The sequence below is a fragment of the Agrobacterium sp. AGB01 genome, assembly GCF_014851585.1.
Lineage (GTDB): Bacteria > Pseudomonadota > Alphaproteobacteria > Rhizobiales > Rhizobiaceae > Agrobacterium.
On record NZ_JACVAB010000004.1, the window covers coordinates 123203 to 145108 of the forward strand.

Sequence of the window (21906 nt, forward strand, 5' to 3'; positions counted from 1 at the left end):
ACCTCGCGGAGCGCAGTCAGTTTCAAGGTTCTCGATATTCGAGTTAGAAAAATTTCAATAAAACCTTATATAATTCAATTACGTCAGTTATATAGACTCTGATAATCCGCCAAAATTTGCATGAAATTTGGAAAAAATTGCATTCACGACCATATTTCGTTATAGTGAGGGCAGGAGCTATCCCATGACGAAGTTACAGGAACTGAAAAAGCATCTACGGTCCGGCAAGGTCTACCGTCGAGAAGATCTCGCCCAGTGGTCGTCGTCCGTCGATCGGCATCTTCGGCAGCTACTGGCAGAAGGGTACCTGACCAAGCTATCGACCGGCGTCTATCACAGGCCAAAACAGACTGCATTCGGCAAAGCCCCCGCCGAGGATGGCGCGCTCGTCGAGGCTTTCCTGAAGGATGACCGTTACCTCGTCACCTCGCCTAATGCCTATAACAGCCTGGGTGTCGGCGCGACGCAGCTCTACAACAAGACCGTCGTCTATAACCATAAGCGCCACGGCAACTTCATGCTGGGCGGCCGAGAGTTCGAGTTCCGAAAAAAACCAGCTTTCCCCAAAACCCTGACCAAAGAATTCCTGCTGGTCGACTTGGTCAACAATCTCGACCAGCTGGCCGAGGACCGCGATCAGGTGCTGGCCCGCGTGAAGGAACGTGCCCTGCAAGGCAATCGCACCGCCCTCACCCGTGCCGCCAAGGAATACGGTATGGTGCGCACGCGGAAATTCTTCAACACCATCGCTGCAGATACGCATGCCAGCTGACTTCCTCCATAGGCACAAGGATTTTGCTTCCCTGCTGCGCATCGTCGCGGACCAGATGAAGGTGCAGCCGGTGCTAGTCGAAAAAGACTATTGGATCATGCATTGCCTGTACGGTCTGCAGCAGCTGGACATGGCGTTCGAATTGAAGGGCGGCACTTCACTCTCGAAAGGATACCGCATCATCAAACGCTTCTCGGAGGATATCGATATCCGTATCGAACCGCCGAAGGCGATGGAGGTAAAATACGGCCCCAATCACGACAAGGCGGCACATCGTGAAAGCCGGAAGGCCTTCTATGACTGGCTGGCCGAGACCATTACGATCGACGGTATCCAAAAAATCGAGCGCGATACCGAATTCGACAATGAGACGTACCGCAGTGGCGGCATCCGCCTCTACTACCCCGAGACGACCGGCACGAAATCGGAACTTAAGGATGGTGTTTTGCTCGAAGCCGGCTTCGACACGGTGGCTCCCAATATCGATAAGGATATCAGCTCCTGGGCCTATGATTACGCTGCATCGCGCGTCGAGCTGATCGATAATCGTGCACTGGCCGTCCCCTGCTACGAGCCCGGCTACACGCTGGTCGAGAAGCTCCAGACCATCTCCACCAAATATCGCAAGCAGCAGGAAACCGGCCAGTTCCCCGCCAATTTCCTCCGGCATTATTACGACGTCTACTGCCTGCTGGACCAACCGGACGTGCAAGCTTTCGTCGGCTCGGACGCGTATGGTGCCCACAAGCAGAAGCGCTTCCCGAAGGCCGACAATCAGGACATCGGCAGCAATCCCGCGTTCAGCCTATCCGACCCAGCGACGTTCGGACTTTACGAGCGCGCTTACGAGCGAACGTCGGCGCTATATTATCATGGCCGGCCCACCCTGAGAGATATCGTGGCCCGCATCACCTCATGCGCAGATCGTCTTTGATAATACTGTTCGCGTTGGGCTGATCTTTATTGGAACAATTGGTACACGCGCCTAAGGAACGGCTTCGGTTGTCCTGTGTATGGCTGAGTTCATATCGCGAATCCACAGCTGAACAAAGATCACAACTCAGTTCCACGGCATTGCCAAGCGGCCTTTAGCCACCCTTGATTGGCATCGAACCAGCTACTTATTGATGAGTAGTCAATAATGGCACGGTGCTCCTACCGTTTCACCACCCCCCCCCAATACGCATACGTAGTTTTGCGTCAGCGTCTGGCAAAATCGGACCTGCGACCGAACGCGAAGCTTAGATACGCAAAGGCTGTCGGAGGCAAAACGCTCTGATGATACTGTCCATCATTGCAAGTCCATTTGGCTCTGGTACTTGCCAAAACATGTTCACCCTTTGTGATTTGCGGCTTTAATTTACGAATCCGAGACCTCCTGGAGGAAGCGATATCCAAAAGGTACTAAGTAACTGCTCTAAGCGTGCACGTATCGGCTCGTACGGTGGTACGAGCCCGTTGTCGTTGGTTAAAGCCGATAATTCGTGCAACTTGTTCGGTTAGGACTCGAACTTGACCATCGTGCCGCCGCCTGTCGCCTGATCTGTGGGAAAGACTTCAATCCGAGCGACATCCACGAAAACCGGAAGCTCAATAGCACTCGCGATGATCGAAGAGATGTTGTCTGGCTGAATTGCGCGATAGCCGTCGTAAAGTGCGCTCGCCGCGTTTCCTGCCAAAGCACTCCGATACAGATCGGTCTGTACTCGTCCCGGCACAACCTCCGTCACCCTGATGGATGTTCCAAGAAGGTCACACCGCAGATTATCGCAAAAGAGGCTCAATCCCGCTTTCGATGGACCGTAGGCACCCATGTTCGGATATGGTGCCTGCCCGCCACTCGATCCGATATAAAGCAGGTGCCCACGTTTACGTGCAACCATACCCGGGAGCAGTGATCGTGTGAGATGCATCGGTGCCTTGAGATTGACGTCGATCATCGCATCAATATCGGCTGGATCAATCTCATGGAAAAGCGCGCGGGTTGATAGAATGCCCGCGTTGTTGACGAGAATATCCACCTCAACATTTTGAAGAGCGGATGCGATCTTGTCAGTGTCGCGGACATCTGCTTGGATGGCGATCACACCTTCAGTCTGCGCCAGCTCTTTCAGCTGTTCTTCGTTGCGCCCGACAGCATAGACGGTCAATCCCCGCTTGCGAAGCGCGAGGACCGTGGACCGACCAATTCCGCTTGTCGCGCCGGTAACAACGGCGTTGCGGTAGGTGTCAAACATAGATGTATCCACCGCTGATGACGACGTTTTCGCCGGTCGCATAGGTGTTTCGGCTGGACGCCATCATGACAATCCATTCCGCCATTTCTACCGGTTCTGCCGCGCGCCCAAGTGCACTTGCCTTGGCAAGTTCGGGAAGGAAACCCAGTTCCTTGGCGCGGTCGGTTGCAAATCCTGCAGGGGCGACAGAATTCACCAAAATCTGGTCTTTCGCGGCCTCAGCGGCAAAGGATTTGGTGAGGCTGACGACCGCTGCTTTTGTCGCCGCATAATGTGCGTTCTGAGGATGGGCCTTGAAAGCATCGACGGATGTGATGTTGACGATGCGTCCGGTCACTTCCGGTGCGTTCACATATTGGCGCATGTGAAGGATGGCCGCCACCATCATGTGGTAGGTACCTTTTACATTGATGGCATTCGACAAATCCCATTCCTCGTCGGTAATCTCCAGAATTGGCCGGCGTGGATAGATTGCCGCGCTGTTGACGAGCGAATGCACCCTGCCCAGCTTGCTTACAATCTCGTTAAAGCCGCCATGCGCCGTTTCCGACTTTGAGATATCTGCGACTGCTGTCGCGACTTCGATACCGAGCGCGCGCAGCGTTTCAGAGGCGGAAGCAAGCAGTTCCGCATTCCTGTCGATAATGCCGATCTTCGCTACGCCGTGCGAGGCCATGAGTTTGGCGGTTGTTAGCCCCAGGCCAGAAGCCCCTCCTACGATCACTGCAGTTTGTGCTTTCACGTTCCACCTTTTGATTTAAGTTGCACCAACTCATTTGTATGTTATCACTTATATGCCAAGTTAAATAAAGCTCAAGAATTTTTTGCGATAAATTCGATGATCCCCAAGCTGCACGCTAACGAGACAGTTCCGCTTCCCGCTCCCGGTTTTGTGGAGCGTCTTATCGAATCCGGTTTTACGGGTGACATCGACACTACCGCGGGTACGAGAGCGGTATTTTCCACTGACAATTCGATCTATCAGGTGCCGCCAAGTGCAGTCGTCGTTCCGCGTGGCGTAAGCGATCTCAAGTGTCTTATGTCCGTTCTTTCGGAACCGCCGTTTCGCGCGATGAGCCTTGCGCCCCGTGGTGGTGGCACGGGAACGAACGGGCAGTCACTGACGTTCGGATTGGTCGTGGATTGCTCGCGCCACATGAACAGGATTCTGAAAATCGATCCTGAGCGCCGCATCGCGCTCGTCGAGGCTGGCGTCGTAAAAGACCAGCTCAACAAAGCGCTCAAACCGCATGGGCTGTTCTTTGCCCCGGAGCTTTCGACCTCTAATCGGGCCACGATCGGTGGAATGGTATCGACAGATGCCTGCGGTCAAGGGTCATGTCTTTACGGAAAAACCAGCAATCATGTCGTCGGCATGAAAATCGTTCTGGTTGATGGCACGGAATGGTGGTCTCGCAAGCTGGGTAAAGAGGAACTGACGCTGATCAAGTCGCGGGACGATCGGGTCGGTGAAATCCACCGGATCGTTGATCGCATTGCTGTTGAAGACAGCGAAAGGATTTCGCAGGTCTTCCCTCGCATCAATCGTTACATGACGGGTTACGACCTCGCGCATGTCCGGCGTGACGATGAATGCTTTGATCTGAATGCAATCCTTTGCGGCTCCGAAGGGACTTTGGCCACCATCGCTGAGGTTGAGCTGAATTTGCTGCCGATCCCAAAATATTCGGCGCTTATCAACATTCGGTACGACGATTTTAACACCGCGCTTGAGGATGCACGCTCGCTGACCGCACTTGGTGTCGCATCGGTTGAGACAATAGACGAAAAGGTCTTGGGCCTCGCCAAAAATGACATCGTTTGGAATGGCATTTCGCAGTTTTTTCCAGATGACGGTGCCCGCGCCGCCAACGGCATCAACATTGCCGAGGTGCTCGCAGAACATGCCGATGAGCTGGTACTTAAAATCGCCGACGTCACTGCTGCGCTTGACCAGCCTGGTAACGCCCGCAGCAGAGGTTATTCGGTTGCCCGTGATCACGGCGATATCGAAGCAATCTGGAATATGCGCAAACGTGCGGTCGGCCTGCTTGGCAACGTCGATGGGCCCGTTCGCCCGGTGGCATTTGTCGAGGACACGGCTGTGCCGCCGGAAAATCTCGCAGCCTATATCCGTGAGTTTCGCGCACTTCTGGACGAAGCCGGTGTTTCCTATGGCATGTTTGGGCATGTCGATGCCGGTGTTTTGCATGTCAGACCTGCCCTAGACCTGGCGCGCGATGACCACGTGCCGTTGATCCGCGAAATCTCCGATGCCGTTGTTGCTCTCACGCGCAAGCACGGTGGCGTGCTCTGGGGAGAACACGGCAAGGGGGTAAGATCGGAATATGTCCCAGAGTTTTTTGGCGATCTCTACCCTCGCCTGCAGGAGATAAAACGGGCCTTCGATCCTGACAATCGTCTTAATCCTGGAAAAATTGCGACGGCTGATGCCCGCCCTCTCCTCAAGATTGATGAGGTGCCGCTGCGCGGCGCAACAGACCGCATTATCGGCAATGACATTCGAGCGGCTTTTGATAACGCCGCCTATTGCAACGGAAATGGTGCCTGTTTTGACTTCGACACTTCCAGTCCGATGTGTCCCTCCTACAAGGCGACAGGCAATCGCAACTACTCGCCCAAAGGACGCGCAATGCTGATGCGCGAATGGTTGCGGCTGCTCGTTGAGAGCGGTGTCGACCCGAGGCGCGAAGCAGTCATGCTGACCAAGGCGAATAAGATCGTCAGTCTGCTCAGGAGAACAGTAAACACGCTCAACCCGTCAAATCGTGATGACTTCTCGCACCAGGTCCGTCAGGCCATGGACACCTGTCTTGCCTGCAAAGCATGCGCTGGCCAGTGTCCCGTCAAGGTGAGCGTGCCCGCATTTCGCTCAAAATTTCTGAACCTCTATTATGGCAGATATCTGCGGCCACTAAAGGATCCGCTGGTCGCGAGCATTGAAGCGACGCTGCCATTTATGGCAAAATTTCAGGTTCTTTATAATCTTGGTGTCAACAGCGCGGCCGGCCGCGCCGTGATGCGCATGGTGGGTCTGACGGCATTGCCGAAACTCGCCCGTCACCCGCTCTCCCGGCTTGCCCGTGACCTGCATGTTCCAGTCGCTGACGTGGCAACCATCGCATCCATGTCGGCTGAGGATCGCGCCCGGGTCGTCGTCTTCGTTCCCGATGCTTTTACGGCACATTTCGATCCTGATGTCGGTGTTGCCGCTATCAATATCGCCCGGCATCTCCAATTGCGCCCTTTCATCGCGCCATCAGTTGGCAATGGAAAAGCCCTGCATGTGCATGGCTATATCGATGCCTTTGAAAACGTTGCCGATCGCACGACAGATGTTCTTTCTGAGATTGCCGCCACTGGCGTGCCGCTGGTTGGGCTGGATCCCTCGATGACGCTTGCTTATCGAAGTGAATACAAGGCGACCAGCATCTCAAAGCCTAAGATTTCCGTTTTGCTTCCTCAGGAATGGCTTGCCACCGTATTCAAAGGATCGAAGAAGGTGGGGCTTGGGGAGGACACTAGACGTTTCAGACTCCTGCCGCATTGTACGGAGCGGACAAACGCGCCGGCATCAATGTCGCAGTGGTCAACAATCTTCGCGGCAGTTGGCGTTTCTCTTGAAATGGGCAATACCGGATGCTGCGGCATGGCTGGAACATTTGGCCACGAAGCCCGTAATCGCTCGCTATCGGAGAAAATCTACGGGTTGAGTTGGTCGCAGGAGATTGCCGGTAATGCGGACGACGTGGTGGTGATGGCGACGGGATACTCTTGTCGATCGCAGGTGAAAGAAATAGAGCACAAACGCATACCCCATCCACTCGAGATATTGTCTGAGTTGCTGAAACAAGGCGTCGCCAAGTGGAATGATATGTGATATGTGCTTAGATAACAATTAGAAACAAACTTGAGGCGCACCTTTGTCAATTATCACGCAACGCGGAAATCTGGCGGAAATCGTTGTTGCGAAGCTAAGCGAGCGCATCGATTCAGGACTATACGCACCGGGCGAAAAGATTCCATCCAGCGCACAGCTCTGTGAAGAATTCGGTGTTTCGCGAACGGTCGTCCGTGAAGCGCTGACCTCGCTCAAGGTGGCAGGACGCGTTACCGCAAGACAAGGTGCCGGCGTGTTCGTTTCCGAAAAAGACGCCAAGACATTGAGCTTCGAAATTAGCCGTATCGAGGACATCAGATCTGCGATGCAGATTCTGGAACTGCGGTTGGGTGTTGAAATGCAGGCAGCAGGATTGGCCGCAACGCGCCGCACGCCGGAGGCCCTTGCTGAAATTGCACGCGCCTATGACCATCTCGAGTCGCTCGAAACGGATGACGCCGAGGTTGAAGCGCGTGCGGATTATGAATTCCATTTGGCGATCGCACGGGCGACCCGAAACCCGCATTTTCCAAGCTTCCTTGAGGCAGTTATGGAAAGCATCAATTTCGAACTGGTCCTCAAGCACCGCCAGTCGTCACATGCCTATCGCGGCTACTTGAAGAAAATCAACAAGGAGCATGCGGCGATCCTGTCCGCCATTACACAGGGCGACGCCAAAGGGGCAAAGAGTGCCATTGCAGCGCACCTCGAAGAAAGCCTGAACAGATATCGGGCGTTGCTTGATGAGCCTGCGAGCAGTGAGGCCGTGGACTAATTTTCGACTTATGTGAGAGGGCAAGCAACACCATCTCATGCCGTACTTGTCGCTCAAAAAGTGACACAAAGTCGCTGCGCATGCGAGCGTCCGCGCATCTATCCGATCAGTAAACAGCGATAAAATATCCCGCCATGCGATCCCGGTTTTCGGGTCGCATGGCGGGATTTTGTTTATAGGCCCTTTTCAATGGCCTGCTGGCGGATTTGAGACAGCGTCTGTTTGACGGTCAGCGCCTCAGGATCGATGCGAATTTCAATCAATCCCGGTTTGCCGGAAGCCTCGCAACGTTCGAAAGCTGCGGCGAACTCGTCTGTCTTCTCTACTGTCTCACCGTGTAAGCCGTAGGAGCGTGCCAGTGCTGCAAAATCAGGGTTCGTCAAACGTGTACCCGAGACGCGGCCGGGATAATGACGTTCCTGGTGCATGCGAATAGTGCCATACATGCCGTTATTGATGACCAGGAAAATCACCCGGGCATCATATTGCATGGCAGTGGCAAGCTCCTGACCGTTCATCAAGAAACACCCGTCGCCAGCGAAAGCAACGACTGTACGTTCCGGCGCTGTGATCTTTGCAGCAACCGCTGCCGGTACACCATAGCCCATGGAGCCATTGGTTGGTCCAAGCTGGGAGCGGAACGTCCGGTACTGGTAGAAACGATGGGCCCATGCAGTGTAATTGCCTGCACCCATCGTCAACACTGCGTCCGGTTTCAGATGTCCCCGCAACCATGCCATGACATCGCCCATCTGCACGTCGCCAGGCGTTTGTGGATGATTGAGGTTTTCGATATAGTCGGCGTTGGCAGCGCGCGTCCAGTCTTTCCAGGCTGGTGATGTCGACGGCTTAAGTCGAGCCGCCTGAGACAGGAAACCGACGGGCGTGGCATTGATGGCAAGGGTAGCATGATAGACCCGGCCGAGTTCCTCAGCGCCAGAATGCACATGCACCAGCTTTTGCTTGGGTACGGGAATGTCGATCAGCGTATAGGCGCCTGTCGTCATTTCACCAAGGCGTGCACCGATCGAAATCAGGACATCACAGTCCTTCAATCGTTGAACCAGCTTTGGACCTGCCGAAAGACCCAGTTCGCCAACATAGTTCTTGTGCTTGTTGTCGAACATATCCTGGCAACGAAACGATGCTGCCACCGGCAGGTCAAACGCTTCGGCAAAGGTCTGCATGTCATCGACCGCCTGCTGTGTCCAACCACCGCCACCGACAATCACCAGAGGTTTTTTGGCCGTGGCAAGAAGCGTCGTCAGCGCCTCGAGTTGCGGTTCGCCAGGGTATGTTTCAATGCGACTATAGGCTGGCGTGTCTGCAACCTCGACAATGTCTGTGAGCATGTCTTCTGGCAGCGCAATCACAACCGGACCTGGCCTGCCGTTTACCGCGCGATGAAATGCCTGGCTGATCAGTTCCGGGATGCGCGCTGCGTCCTCGATCTCAACGATCCACTTGGCCATCTGGCCATACATGCGGCGGTAGTCGATTTCCTGAAAGGCTTCACGCTCCATCTGGTCGCGAGCGACCTGGCCGATAAACAGAAGCATCGGCGTGGAGTCCTGGAATGCCGTGTGCACGCCAACGGAAGCGTTGGTTGCGCCGGGGCCGCGGGTCACAAAGCAGATGCCCGGCTTGCCGGTCAACTTGCCGTAGGCTTCTGCCATATAGGCCGCGCCACCCTCCTGGCGGCAAATGACAAATTCGATGTCTTTTTCGACATCGTGAAAGGCGTCCAATGCCGCCAGATAACTTTCACCAGGAACGCCGAATACACGATCGACGCCATGGATCCGCAACGCGTCGATCAGAACCTGACCGCCGCTGCGTTTAGTGATTGGAGTGCTCATGATGTTCCCTTGTTCTTTAGATCACGGCGTCTTCGAGGAAAGGTTCGTTTGCGACGACACGCTCATAACCGAACGGTGACAGGTCCAGTGTCTTGAAGCCGCCGTAAGTGATGAGTTCGCTCAGGCCGCGTCCCATGGCAGGAGATTGCTGCAGCCCGTGACCCGAAAAACCGTTGGCGAACAGGAAGTTTTTCACCTCGGTATGCGGGCCAAGCACGACATTGTGGTCCAGCGTGCAGTAGTCGTAATGCCCTGCCCATGAGTTGACGACCTTGATTGCCTCGAATGCTGGCACGCGATTGGCAAGGATGGGCCATATCTCTTCATCGAATTCATCATGCATGACTTCGAAGTCATTCGGATCGACTTCCGGGTCATGTTTCGGGTAGGTACCCATCAGATAGAACTTGCCTTCCGGACGGAAAAATACACCGGTTGGATCGATCGTCAGACCGACCTTTCCTTCCAGAGGGGTGCGGCAGTCCACAACAAACAGTGAGCGTCGACGTGGCTCGACTGGCACGTCCAACCCGGCCATTCTCGCCATTTTCTTGCCGTTGGTGCCCGACGTGTTGACGAGCGTACCGCAGGAAATCGTCTGACCGCCTTTGGTGGTAACAGATATGATCCGGTCACCCTCGCGGTTGATTTCGACCACTTCATCTTCGATATATTCGACACCCAGCGAACGGGCTTTCTTACGGAATCCCTGAAGCAGGCCGACGCTGTCAAACCAGCCCTCACCGCGCTCTCCGGTGCTTCCAAGAACAAGGCCGTCGAGGTTCAGCCACGGAAAGCGTTTGCCAAGCCCTTCAGGATCAAGAAGCGAAACCTCCGCGCCACACGAAACTTGTGTATCGTGGTTGCGGCGCAGAACCTGTTCTCCGCGGTCATCTTCGGCAAGGAACAGATATCCTGCCTCATGAAATCCGATTTCCGGGATATCGTCATCGACCCGGACATTCTCTTTGAAGTTCCGGATAAATTCGGTGCCGAACCGCGAAACCTTGACGTTGATCGCATTCGAAAACTGATGGCGTATCGAACTTGATGACAGGGCTGTTGCCGAGCGCTGATAGGTCCAGTCTTTCTCGATAACGAGGACTGATCCCTTGAAGTCCGGATTGGTGGCGAGGAAGTAGGCCGTTGCGCTGCCCACGACAGCGCCGCCCACGATCACGACATCATAAGATGATTTTGAAGCGTGCACGGTGCCCTCTCACTTTTTCTTGTCTTCGAAATGACCGGCGGCCACGAAGCTGCCACCCTGATAACGAACGGCGGGGTCGTTAGGGTCGCCCTGCTTGGTCGCCGCGAAGACTTTGTCGGCATAATCGTCGGCACTGTCTTGTGGCGCGTAACCGAGGGATGCTGCGGTGCGATTATCCCAGAATGCACGGCTATTGTCCGACATGCCGTAGGCAACCATGAAGCCAACACGTTCGGCAGACAGGCTTTTTTCAACCAGTTGTCGGCAGTCGTTATATGAGAGCCATGTGATCAGGTGGCGACGATCGGTTGGCTCAGGGAATGATGAACCGATACGAAGGCTTACCGTTTCAATGCCAAACTTGTCGAAATAATATCTGGCCAGATTTTCAACGAAGGTTTTGGACACGCCGTAGAGACTGTCTGGACGTGTCGGCACATTGCCGTCGATTGTTTCGTGGCGTTCGTAATAACCGATGGCATGGACAGAGCTTGCGTAAACGATGCGCTTGACGCCGTGCTGGCGGGCCGCTTCGTAGATGTTGTAGCTGCCGACAATATTGGCATTCAGAATAGTGTTCCAGGCAGCTTCCACGCCCTGGCCACCCATATGAATGATGGCATCACAACCCTTTACGGCATTCGATACGGCATCGAAGTCCGACAGATCTGCCGGAAAATCCTCTTCATGCGCTTCAAGATCTTTGCAAGCGTTACGGGCGGAAAGACGCACGATTTTGCCGAGTTTCTGGCCCGACTGACGAAGCTGTGTTCCCAATGCGCCAGCGGCACCTGTCAAAAGAACTCTGTTATAGTCTGACATTATGTTCCCCTTTAACGTAGTTTGGCCAGCGCGTCGGCAACGCGCTCAATTGCTATGGTAAGGTTTTCGCGCGACGTGGCGAAAGAAAGTCGAATGTAAGGTTCCACACCAAATGCAGCACCTGGCACCGTAGCCACTTTCCCTTCGCTGAGAAGATAGGCGGCCAGATCGGTATCGTTAGATATCCGCGTGCCATCAGGGGCGGTCCGCCCAATATACGGCGCGCATTTCGGGAAGAGATAAAAGGCACCCTCCGGGGCTCTCACCTCAAGGCCCGGAATGGCTGCAAATCCCTTCGCCACCAGCTCACCACGCGCCTTAAATTCAGCAACGGCCTTGTGCACGAATTCCTGCGGTCCATTGAGTGCCGCCGCTGCCGCGTATTGGGTGATTGAGGACGGGCATGTCGTGCTTTGCGATTGAAGTTTGTTCAAAACCTTTGTCAGGTTTTTGGGACCCACTGCATAGCCAAGCCGCCAACCCGTCATCGCGTAGGCTTTCGACACGCCATTGATCAGCAGAGTGCGGTCGCGCAAATCCGGGCAGGCCACGGCAAATGACGTGAACGGAACGACACCACAAATGATGTGTTCATAGATCTCGTCAGACATGATCGCGACCTGTGGATGGCGAGCAAGGACATCGCCCAGCGCCCGCAGTTCCTGTGCCGTATAGATCGCGCCTGTCGGATTTGATGGGGAGTTAAACAGGAACCAGCGGCTTTTGGGGGTGATCGCTGCCTCCAACTGCTCAGGTGTGATCTTGAAATCCTGTTCCACCCCACAGGATACGATGCGCGGAAGTCCACCATGCAAAATGACGATATCCGTGTAAGACACCCAGTAAGGCGCAGGCACAATCACTTCGTCGCCCGGTTCCAACGTACCGAGAAACGCGTTGAACAAAATCTGTTTGGCACCGTTACCAATCGAGACTTCATCAAGAGCGTAGTCGAGGCCATTCTCACGCTTGTATTTGGCAACGATTGCTTCGCGCAGTTCAAGCAGACCGTCCGGCTGTGTGTAGCGGGTGATGCCCTGACGCATGGCCTCATCGGCAGCAGCAACTATATGAGCCGGCGTATTGAAGTCCGGCTCGCCGAGAGAGAGGTCGACGACCGGTACGCCTTTGGCTTTCAGCGCCTTCGCCGCAGTGGCAACGGCCATAGATGGTGACGACTTGATGCCCGCCACACGGTTGCTTTCAAAGTGGATCGTCATGCCTTTCCTCCCGGCTTGCCGTACAATGCTGCCTGTTCTTTTGTGATGTAGCCGTGCTGGAGGTCATGGGAGACCGCCTCGGTTGGGCGATTGGCCGGATCGCCGTAGCCGCCGCCACCTGGCAGTGACAGAACGAGACGACGACCTTCCGGAACGAATTGAAGCCCCTTGCCCTTGAGGGTCGTGCCGTCATCCAGCCCCACTCCGCCAGCCGCGCCATCAAGACCACCGTCGCGGCCGCGAGCCGGATGCGATATGCGGTCGAACATGGCGGAGAAACGGAAGGTGAAACCTTCGGCCGCTTCGATTTCGATCATTTGTCCCAGGCCACCGCGTTGTGCACCGGCGCCACCGGATCCTTCACGCAGTTCCTTGCGCCAGACGATGACCGGTCCGACATTTTCAGTCGCTTCGATCGGCATGGTGTGCACGCCACTGGGGAAAGCGGTTGCGTTGAGGCCGTCGAGCGCAGTGCGCGCACCGGAGCCCCCGGAATTGAACATCAGGATTTCGGCGCCCTTCGCGTCATTGCCGGGAACTGGGCGGACGCTCATATGAAGGTTCCAAAGCGCGCTGGCACCTTCTGCAGGTACCTGACCGGGAAGTGCCTTGTGGAGTGCGCCGAGCACGAGATCAGGCACGAAGTGGCCAAGAACGTGGCGAACGGCGACCGGTGCCGGGCGTTTGGCGTTCAGGATGCAACCCTCGGGCGCTGTGACCTCAAAGGGAGCAAGCGATGCTGCGTTGTTTGGAATGTCAGGAGCGACAACACATTTGATGCCGTAACAGGCATAGGCTTTGGCATAAACGAGCGGCACGTTGATGCCGAATTTGCTCATGCCGGACGTACCGTCGAAATCTACGATGACGCCATCCGCGCCGATGCTGAGTTTCGCTGCCAGATGCACAGGCTCATCATAGCCGTCGAGGTCAAGGCTGTAGCTCCACGAGCCATGGGGCAGGTTACGCAACCGCTCAAGTGTTGCCTCGCGGCTGTGCTTGAGGATGAAACCGCCAATCATCGAGAGGTCATCGAGATTGAATTCCGTCAACATGTCGATCAGGCGACGATGGCCTGTTTCATTGCAGGCGGCGAGCGCATGAAAGTCACCGACAACCTTGTCGCTCTCGCGGACGTTGTTCTTGACGATATTGATCAGCGTGCGGTCCAACTGGCCACGATCAAAGAACTTCATAATCGGAATGAAGAGACCTTCTTCGTAGACTTCCCGTGCGTCGGGACCAAAGCCGCGGCCACCGACATCGACCACATGGGCTGTGGAGGCGAAGTAACCAACCAGTTTGCCATGGTGGAACGATGGTGTAACGACGGTAATGTCGTGAAGGTGGCCGGTGCCCTTCCACGGATCATTGGTAATGTAGACATCGCCTTCAAAAATGTTCTCAGGTCCGATGTCGTGGATAAAATGCGCAACAGATTCGGCCATCGCATTGACATGTCCGGGTGTTCCGGTGACGGCCTGCGCGAGCATGCGACCTTCAAGGTCGAATACACCTGCCGACAGGTCGCCCGCTTCGCGCACAGAGGTGGAGAATGCTGTACGGATCAGTGTCTGGGCCTGTTCCTCGACTACCGAAATCAGGCGGTTCCACATGACCTGCATGTGGATATCGATCATGGACTGGTTCATCGGGAGGTTCCTTACTGCCGGGTGATGAGGAGGCAGCCGTCGTTCTGGACGATGGCCTTGAACGAAGAGGTCAGCACTGACGAGGTCTCGCGCTCGACGATGACGGCTGGACCAGAGACGACGTCGCCTGGTTTCAGGGTTTCGCGATCGTGAATACCTGCATCAAGATATGCGCCTTGGGAGGCTTCAAACAGGCGGCGCCGTGTGTGTGGTTCAACCACGCTGCCTTCTGCAACAGACGCAACACGTTCGACAGGCGGAAGTGGCGAAGAGGCTTTCACCGACCAGCTGACGATCTCGATGTCGAGGCCTTCGATGGCTCTGCCAAAGAAACGTTCATACTCGGTCTGGAAGATCGCCGATATTGTTGCTGCACTCGACGCGTCGAACCTTTCGCTAGCCAGCGATACCGGGATATCCCACCCCTGTCCTGCGTAGCGCATGAACAGTGTTCTCTCGATGATGGGTGCAGCCGCTTCGAGGCCGCCTTCGACGAAGCCAACAGCTTCGTTCCCCATAGAGTTGAGAAGGCGGTTCGCTTCTGCGTAATCGAAATGCGAGAGGTTGAAGACGGAGCTGCGGACGGCTTCGTAACCGAAAGGTGCGCGCAGAAAGCCGATGGCAGAACCGACGCCGGCACCCGGAGGCACCAGGAAGGTGGAGATGCCCATTTTTTCGCAGAGACGGGCCGCATGCAACGGACCTGCTCCACCAAAAGTAATCATCGTGAAGTCGGAAATGTTCTTGCCGTTTTCGACGGTGTGGACGCGGCCGGCATTGGCCATGTTCTCGTCGACCATTTCACAGGTGCCATATGCGGCGCCTTCCGGATCAAGACCGATCAACGACCCGATATCATCGGTCATCGCAGTGCGGCTTGCGTCAATGGACAGCGGAATTGCGCCGCCTGCAAAATTGTCCGGATCGAGCTTGCCAAGGATCAGGTCTGCATCGGTGACCGTCGGATTTTTGCCGCCGCGGCCATAGCAGGCCGGGCCTGGTTCGGATGCGGCCGAATGAGGTCCAACGCGGATCTGGCGCATGCCATCGACGGAAGCGATGGAACCGCCACCCGCGCCGATTTCCACCATCTCGACGACGGGAATGGAGATCGGCATGCCTGAACCCTTGCGGAAACGGTAGGTGCGCGCGACCTCGAAAGTCTTTGCGGTTTTGGGAACCTGGTTTTCGATCAGGCAGATCTTGGCGGTGGTGCCACCCATGTCGAAGGAAAGGACGGTGTCCAGGCCATGACGTCGGGCGATGTCGGCTGCAAAAATTGCGCCACCAGCAGGGCCGGATTCAACCAGACGGACCGGGAATTCCGAAGCGCTTTCAATGGAGACAATACCGCCGCCCGAATGGATCATGAAGACCGGGCAGCCGACACCAATATCCTTGAGCGAGACGACAAGACGATCAAGGTAGGATTTGATCGCTGGTTTTACATAGGCGTTCGCGCAGACTGTGTTAAAACGCTCGAACTCACGCATCTGCGGTGAAACTTCCGAGGAAATCGACACGGAAACATCTGGCAGGCGCTTGAGGATCGCATCGCGCACCGCGACTTCGTGGGCGCCGTTTACATAGGCATGGATAAAGCCGATCGCGACACTCTCATAACCACCGGCCGCAATCTGTTCGACAACGGCATCGACCGAGCTGTGATCCAGTTCGAGAAGGACCTTGCCTGCCGCATCGATACGCTCTCTGACGACCATGCGGTCAGCGCGGGCAATCAGGGCTGGCGGTAAAGAGATATTGAGGTCGTACTGTTCAAAGCGGTTTTCGGTGCGCATTTCCAGAACGTCACGGAAACCTTCCGTCGTGACGAATGCAGTTTTTGCGCCGCGGCGCTCGATAAGAGCATTCGTCGCCAGTGTTGTTCCGTGGATCAGGATGTCAATCTGCGAGAGCGAAACCCCCGCCATTTCAGCAACGGCCTGCACACCTTTTAATATGGCTCTTTCGGGCGCCGTATAGTCCGTCAAAACCTTTGTTGAATGCAATGCGCCGTCGAGATCCAGCGCGATGTCCGTAAATGTTCCGCCGATATCGACACCGACCCGGCAGGTTTTTTTGGTGCTGGTCACCGTGTTGTTCCCCGTTTTTGTGTTGGCATTGATGTGACCTTGTTGGTCGCGCCTGCGCTTCGACTTTTGAGCGTCTTTGCAGCAGGGTTCAATATTTTGCTTGACGTTTTTTGTATATGTCACTTATCATATAAGTGTCAACTAGAGGTGAAGCGCAATTTTCTAATTTCCGAGAGTTTTTTTCAAAAAATTCTGCAAGAAATTCGTTTTAAACCAAATAGTTACTGGAATACCAATGCGTGGATGCAGGAGCCAACCTGTGCCGAAGACTGTGACTGATGCAATATTAATCCAGAGGGAAACGCGATGAAATCTATCTCAAAACTACTCGCTTCAACGGCTTTCGCAGCAATCATTTCGGTTGCTTCAGTCAATGCTGCTGAAAGCATCAAAATCGGTGTTGCCGGACCTTATACTGGTCCTAATGCAACATTCGGTGAGCAGGTGTTCAGCGGTGTGTCCGCATATGTAAATGACGTCAATGAGGCCGGCGGCATCAATGGCAAGAAGATCGAGTTGGTGAAGGGCGACGACGCCTGCGAGCCAAAGCAGGCGGTTGCAGTTGCCAATCGTTTCGTCGACCAAGATAAAGTCCAGGCAGTAATTGGTCACTTCTGCTCATCGGGCACCATACCAGCATCTGAAATTTATAATGACGCGGGCATTATCGAAATGACGCCGTCGTCAACAAATCCGGTTGTCACCGATCGTGGTTTTGACAATCTGTTCCGTGGCTGCGGTCGCGACGATCAGCAGGCCGTGGTTGCTGGAGCATTTATCGTCGACACACTGAAGCGCGACAAAATCGCCCTGATCCATGACAAGGACACTTATGGCCAGGGTCTGGTCGATGCCGTGAAGAAAACACTCGAAGACCGTGGCATTAAACCTGTTCTGTATGAAGGTTTGACACGCGGCGAGCGCGACTTCAACGCGCTGGTCACAAAGATCAAGAGCACCGGTGCAAATGCAGTTTATTTCGGCGGACTAATTCCTGAAGGTGGCCCATTGATCCGTCAGTTGAAAGAACAGGGCGTCGATGTTGTGTTCGTCAGCGGTGACTCCTTTGCGCAGAAGGAATTGATTGCGGCAGCTGGTGGTCCAGCCAACTTGGCCAACGTCTATTATTCCGCAACACCGGATCCCCTTGAAGATCCTTCGACCAAGGGTGTGCAGGACAATCTGAAAAAGGCAAACATCACGCCTGCCAACTATACGCTGTATGGTTATGCCAACGCTCAGGCGATTGTTGCAGCACTCAAGGCGGGTGAAGACCTCGCATCCCAGGCCGCTTACCTGCGCAGCAATGTCGTTGACACTGCAATCGGCAAGCTGACATGGGATGAGAAAGGCGACATCAAGGACTTCAAGTTCGTCTTCTACAACTTCGACGACAAGGGCACCCCTACCCTCGTCAAGTAAGGCAGCCGCATTCACGCCAGCCGGCGACGTTCCGGCTGGCCTTTCCTGCCCTAAAAAAACAAAAAGGGGAATTGCCGTGGATTTCTACATCCTGGTCCAGCAACTATTTAATGGAATTACGCTCGGCGCGATTTATGGACTGATCGCAGTTGGCTACACGATGGTCTATGGCGTGATCAGAATGATCAATTTCGCCCATGGCGATGTCTATATGGTGTCTGCCTATGTCGCGGCGATCGTTCTTTCGGTTCTGACGTTTTTCGGCGTCGAATCGGTACCGTTCGCTCTGATCTCTGTCCTCATTCTGACCTGCGCGATTACCGCGGCCTATGGCTGGACAATCGAACGTGTTGCCTATCGTCCGCTTCGCGGATCGACCAAACTCGCACCGCTGATTTCTGCCATTGGCATTTCGCTGATGTTGCAGAGCTATGTTCAGATTGCGCAGGGCGCGCGCGATCAAGGCGTTCCGACGTTGATCCAGGGTGCCTTCCGTTTCGGTGACGGCGTCCATTTCGCACAGATTACCTATATGCAAACGGTAATCCTGGTTGCTTCCCTCGTCGCCATGGGAATTCTCACCTACGTTATCAATTACACCCGCATCGGTCGCGAGTGCCGCGCCACGCAGCAGAACCTTCGCATCTCCGCAGTGCTTGGTGTGAACACCGATAGAATAATCTCGACAGTCTTCGTCATCGGCGCGACGACCGCGGCCGTCGGCGGTACGCTGGTCACCTTCAATTACGGCTCGTTCAACTTCTTCATCGGCTTCGTGATGGGGATCAAGGCCTTCACCGCAGCGGTACTCGGTGGCATCGGCTCACTCCCAGGTGCGGTGTTGGGCGGTATCCTGCTTGGTCTGACGGAAGCTCTCTTCGCCGGATATGTCAGCACAGATTACAAGGATGTTTTCGCTTTCGCCCTGCTGATCATTCTCTTGTTCTTCCGTCCGTCGGGTCTTCTCGGCAAGCCGGAAATCCAGAAAGTCTGAGAGGAGCGACACCATGAAATCTTCTACTACTCTATCGCTCCTGCGAGAGGCGCTTCTTACCTTCGTCGTTTCGATCATATTGTTTGGACCTATTTCCGGTCTGGTTCTGGATGGCTTTTCGTTCACCAACCAGCTTGGCCGCGCCGTCATGTTGGCGGCGATTGTCACCGTAGGCCGGGTTTTGATTTCCCTTATCCGGATGTCGGCGCTTGGCGCGCATTTGGCAAAGATGGTGGCAAATAACGGAACCGGCGTCACCGTTATGACCGGCAAGGAAAAATCTCCTGCACTCATTCTTATTGCGCTGTTTGCATCCGGTCTCTGCCTGCCGTTTTTTACCGACAAATATCTGCTTGGCATTGCCATACTTGCGTTGATTTATTGCCTTTTGGGCCTCGGTCTCAACATCGTTGTGGGTCTTGCCGGCCTTCTCGACCTTGGTTTCGTGGCCTTTTATGCGGTTGGTGCCTATCTCTTGGCGCTTGGTTCGCAATATCTGGGCCTTGGCTTCTGGGGCGCACTGATTATTGCTCCCTTCCTTGCTGCCTTGTTCGGCATGGTCCTTGCCTTCCCGGTCTTGAAAATGCATGGCGATTATCTTGCGATCGTCACTCTGGGATTCGGCGAGATCATTCGCCTCATTCTCAACAACTGGCTGGAATTCACCGGCGGTCCGAATGGTTCGCCAGTGCCACCGCCGACTTTTCTTGGACTTGAATTCGGCCGTACAGCCAAACAGGGCGGCACGCCGTTTCATGAATATTTCGGCATACCCTATAGTGCCGATTACAAATTCTGGTTCATCTACTTCGTACTCTTCCTTGTCGTGTGCCTGGCAATCTACGTGGTGCAGCGGCTGCGCGTCATTCCGCTTGGCAGAATGTGGGAGGCGCTGCGTGAAGATGAGATCGCCTGTCGCTCACTGGGTGTGAACCACGTCTTCACCAAGCTGACAGCCTTCATGCTCGGTGCATCGACCGGCGGCATTGCAGGCGTGTTCTTTGCAGTGCATCAGGGTTTCGTGAACCCGACATCCTTCACCTTTTTTGAATCCGCTCTCATCCTGGCGATCGTGGTCCTAGGCGGTTTGGGATCGACCGTAGGCGTCATTGCCGCAGCACTTGTTCTGACAATCCTTCCCGAAATGTTGCGAGAGTTCGCCGAATACCGCGTGTTTATCTTCGGCGTGCTGATGGTTGTGATGATGATCTGGAAGCCGCGTGGGCTTGTTCGGGTCAAACGTCCGGCTTTCTTCCCAAGTTCGTCAGCAAAAACCATTGGCAACGTGCCTGCATTCGTTCCCCAAGCCGAGGTGGAGGCAAACCGATGACAACGTCTATCCTTGAGGTTCAGGACGTGACCATGCGCTTTGGTGGCATTGTCGCCAACCGGAAGGTCAGCTTTTCCGTAGAAAAAGGTTCGATTACAGCCCTGATCGGTCCAAACGGCGCCGGGAAAACCACGATGTTCAACTGCATCACCGGGTTTTACCGGGCAACCGAAGGACGGATCATTCTGAATGACGGCGACAGTTCCCAGGACATAGGTGAGCTGGTCACCAGACCGATGACCGGTGGCTCCCATCTTGTGACGCGCGCAGGTATTGCCCGGACGTTTCAAAACATCCGTCTGTTCAAAGAAATGTCTGTCATTGAAAACCTGTTGATTGCTCAGCATCGATCAACCCGCAACGGGATATTGGGCGGTGTGTTGAAAACTCCAACCTTCCGAAAGGCGGAACAGGAGGCGGTCGATCTTGCCTACTACTGGCTGGGTGAAATGAACCTGGTCGAAGACGCAAATCGTCTTGCGGGCGAGCTTCCCTATGGTCGTCAGCGTCGCCTCGAAATCGCGCGTGCCATGTGCACGGCGCCGAAGCTCATCTGCCTTGATGAACCCGCTGCGGGCCTCAACCCTTCCGAGACCCGCGAACTGTCAGCGATGATCAAAAAGCTTTGTAACGAGCACGACCAGACCGTGCTGGTTATTGAGCATGACATGGGCCTGGTCATGGAAATATCCAATCACATTGTCGTCCTCGATCATGGCGAGGTTATTTCAGACGGAACGCCGGACCACGTGGCAAATGATCCAGCCGTGGTTGCGGCTTATCTCGGCGTTAGCGAAGAAGAGGTGCAGGCATGAGCCAGACAACAATGAATGCTGAACCTCTTTTAGAATTTTCCGGCGTTCACGCCCATTACGGTGCCGTGGAAGCTTTGAAGGCCGTCAATGTGACGGTCTATAAGGGTGAGATTGTCAGCCTGATCGGCGCAAACGGCGCAGGCAAAACCACACTGCTATCATCGATCTTTGGCGCACCGAGAGCGTCGTCAGGGCAGATTTTACATCGTGGTGAGGATATCTCGAAGACGCCGACCAACCAGATTTCTCGCCGCAGCATCTCGCTTGTGCCGGAAGGTCGTCAGATCTACCAGGACATGACGGTTGAGGAAAACATGATGATGGGCACGACGCCTATCGGCATGAACCATTTCGAAGTCGACAGGACGCAAATGTTCGACCTCTTTCCACGGTTGCTGGAGCGTCGAAACCAGGTGGCCGGGACTATGTCTGGCGGCGAGCAGCAAATGCTCGCCATCGCTCGCGCCATGATGGCGCGTCCAGAGCTAATCCTGTTCGATGAACCTTCGTTGGGACTGGCGCCTCTTGTCGTCAAAAGAGTGTTCGAGGTGCTGCGGGAAATTGCCAGCATGGGTAAAACCATCTTCCTCGTTGAGCAGAACGCCAACCACGCGTTGAAGTTATCACAGCGCGCCTACGTCATGGTCAATGGACGTATTCACCTGTCGGGCAACAGTGCCGATCTTCTCGATAATGAAGAAGTTCGCAAAGCCTATCTCGGACTTCACTGAGGCACGTGTTGACGTTTCATGGACATGTTGTTGCCGGGAATGGGTCGATGGCAACGACGTATGCGACGTCAAC

Annotated in this window: 17 protein-coding genes; 9 read left to right on the forward strand and 8 right to left on the reverse strand. The window is 54.9% G+C overall.

Going from position 1 to position 21906, the window contains the following annotated elements:
• The first annotated feature begins 184 nt into the window (after nt 1-184).
• Together IB237_RS15415 and IB237_RS15420 are read left to right on the forward strand one after the other, a co-directional pair.
• Nucleotides 185-772: a hypothetical protein gene (locus IB237_RS15415; RefSeq protein WP_192489572.1), complete on the forward strand. Its 588-nt coding sequence runs from the start codon at nt 185-187 to the stop codon at nt 770-772.
• The gene (locus IB237_RS15420) at nt 762-1706 is read left to right on the forward strand and encodes a nucleotidyl transferase AbiEii/AbiGii toxin family protein (protein WP_192489573.1); all 945 of its coding nucleotides are present in this window, start codon (nt 762-764) and stop codon (nt 1704-1706) included. Before IB237_RS15415 ends, IB237_RS15420 begins: the two co-directional genes overlap by 11 nt.
• Before the next feature lie 565 nt (nt 1707-2271).
• Here IB237_RS15420 and IB237_RS15425 read toward each other — a convergent pair.
• Nucleotides 2272-3009: an SDR family oxidoreductase gene (locus tag IB237_RS15425; RefSeq protein ID WP_192489574.1), complete on the reverse strand. Its 738-nt coding sequence runs from the start codon at nt 3007-3009 to the stop codon at nt 2272-2274.
• A complete protein-coding gene (locus IB237_RS15430; RefSeq protein ID WP_192489575.1) occupies nt 3002-3751 on the reverse strand; it encodes an SDR family oxidoreductase in 750 nt (249 codons plus the stop codon). Before IB237_RS15430 ends, IB237_RS15425 begins: the two co-directional genes overlap by 8 nt.
• A 96-nt stretch (nt 3752-3847) precedes the next feature.
• On the opposite strand from IB237_RS15430, the gene IB237_RS15435 reads away from it, so the two are divergent.
• Together IB237_RS15435 and IB237_RS15440 are read left to right on the forward strand one after the other, a co-directional pair.
• Entirely contained in the window at nt 3848-6910 is a 3063-nt protein-coding gene (locus IB237_RS15435; protein WP_192489576.1) for an FAD-binding and (Fe-S)-binding domain-containing protein, read from the forward strand.
• A 43-nt stretch (nt 6911-6953) separates the two neighbouring features.
• A complete protein-coding gene (locus IB237_RS15440) occupies nt 6954-7685 on the forward strand; it encodes a FadR/GntR family transcriptional regulator (protein WP_192489577.1) in 732 nt (243 codons plus the stop codon).
• A gap of 173 nt (nt 7686-7858) precedes the next feature.
• Here IB237_RS15440 and IB237_RS15445 read toward each other — a convergent pair whose 3' ends face one another.
• From IB237_RS15445 to IB237_RS15470, 6 genes are read right to left on the reverse strand one after another with little or no spacing between them, the layout of a single operon-like run.
• Nucleotides 7859-9544 carry a thiamine pyrophosphate-binding protein gene (locus IB237_RS15445; RefSeq protein ID WP_192489578.1) on the reverse strand — a complete coding sequence of 562 codons (1686 nt, stop codon included), beginning with the start codon at nt 9542-9544 and terminating at the stop codon, nt 7859-7861.
• A 16-nt stretch (nt 9545-9560) separates the two neighbouring features.
• Nucleotides 9561-10754 carry an FAD-binding oxidoreductase gene (locus IB237_RS15450; protein WP_192489579.1) on the reverse strand — a complete coding sequence of 398 codons (1194 nt, stop codon included), beginning with the start codon at nt 10752-10754 and terminating at the stop codon, nt 9561-9563.
• A 9-nt stretch (nt 10755-10763) separates the two neighbouring features.
• Complete coding sequence (locus IB237_RS15455; protein WP_192489580.1) at nt 10764-11576, reverse strand: NAD(P)-dependent oxidoreductase; 813 nt, start codon at nt 11574-11576, stop codon at nt 10764-10766.
• 11 nt (nt 11577-11587) lie between these two features.
• Complete coding sequence (locus IB237_RS15460) at nt 11588-12796, reverse strand: pyridoxal phosphate-dependent aminotransferase (RefSeq protein WP_192489581.1); 1209 nt, start codon at nt 12794-12796, stop codon at nt 11588-11590.
• Nucleotides 12793-14448: a hydantoinase B/oxoprolinase family protein gene (locus IB237_RS15465; RefSeq protein ID WP_192489582.1), complete on the reverse strand. Its 1656-nt coding sequence runs from the start codon at nt 14446-14448 to the stop codon at nt 12793-12795. Before IB237_RS15465 ends, IB237_RS15460 begins: the two co-directional genes overlap by 4 nt.
• Before the next feature lie 11 nt (nt 14449-14459).
• Nucleotides 14460-16541 (reverse strand): hydantoinase/oxoprolinase family protein, encoded by a 2082-nt coding sequence (locus tag IB237_RS15470; RefSeq protein WP_192489583.1) that lies wholly within the window; start codon nt 16539-16541, stop codon nt 14460-14462.
• Between the two features lie 306 nt (nt 16542-16847).
• On the opposite strand from IB237_RS15470, the gene IB237_RS15475 reads away from it, so the two are divergent.
• From IB237_RS15475 to IB237_RS15495, 5 genes are all read left to right on the forward strand, one after another.
• A complete protein-coding gene (locus IB237_RS15475; protein ID WP_192489584.1) occupies nt 16848-17963 on the forward strand; it encodes an ABC transporter substrate-binding protein in 1116 nt (371 codons plus the stop codon).
• A 76-nt stretch (nt 17964-18039) separates the two neighbouring features.
• On the forward strand, nt 18040-18957 hold the full coding sequence (locus IB237_RS15480; RefSeq protein ID WP_192489585.1) for a branched-chain amino acid ABC transporter permease LivH: 918 nt from the start codon (nt 18040-18042) through the stop codon (nt 18955-18957).
• Between the two features lie 13 nt (nt 18958-18970).
• On the forward strand, nt 18971-20287 hold the full coding sequence (gene livM, locus IB237_RS15485; protein ID WP_192489586.1) for a high-affinity branched-chain amino acid ABC transporter permease LivM: 1317 nt from the start codon (nt 18971-18973) through the stop codon (nt 20285-20287).
• A complete protein-coding gene (locus tag IB237_RS15490; RefSeq protein ID WP_192489587.1) occupies nt 20284-21102 on the forward strand; it encodes an ABC transporter ATP-binding protein in 819 nt (272 codons plus the stop codon). The genes livM and IB237_RS15490 overlap by 4 nt, the downstream gene beginning before the upstream one ends.
• Nucleotides 21099-21833 carry an ABC transporter ATP-binding protein gene (locus IB237_RS15495; protein ID WP_192489588.1) on the forward strand — a complete coding sequence of 245 codons (735 nt, stop codon included), beginning with the start codon at nt 21099-21101 and terminating at the stop codon, nt 21831-21833. The genes IB237_RS15490 and IB237_RS15495 overlap by 4 nt, the downstream gene beginning before the upstream one ends.
• The last annotated feature ends 73 nt before the right edge of the window (nt 21834-21906 follow it).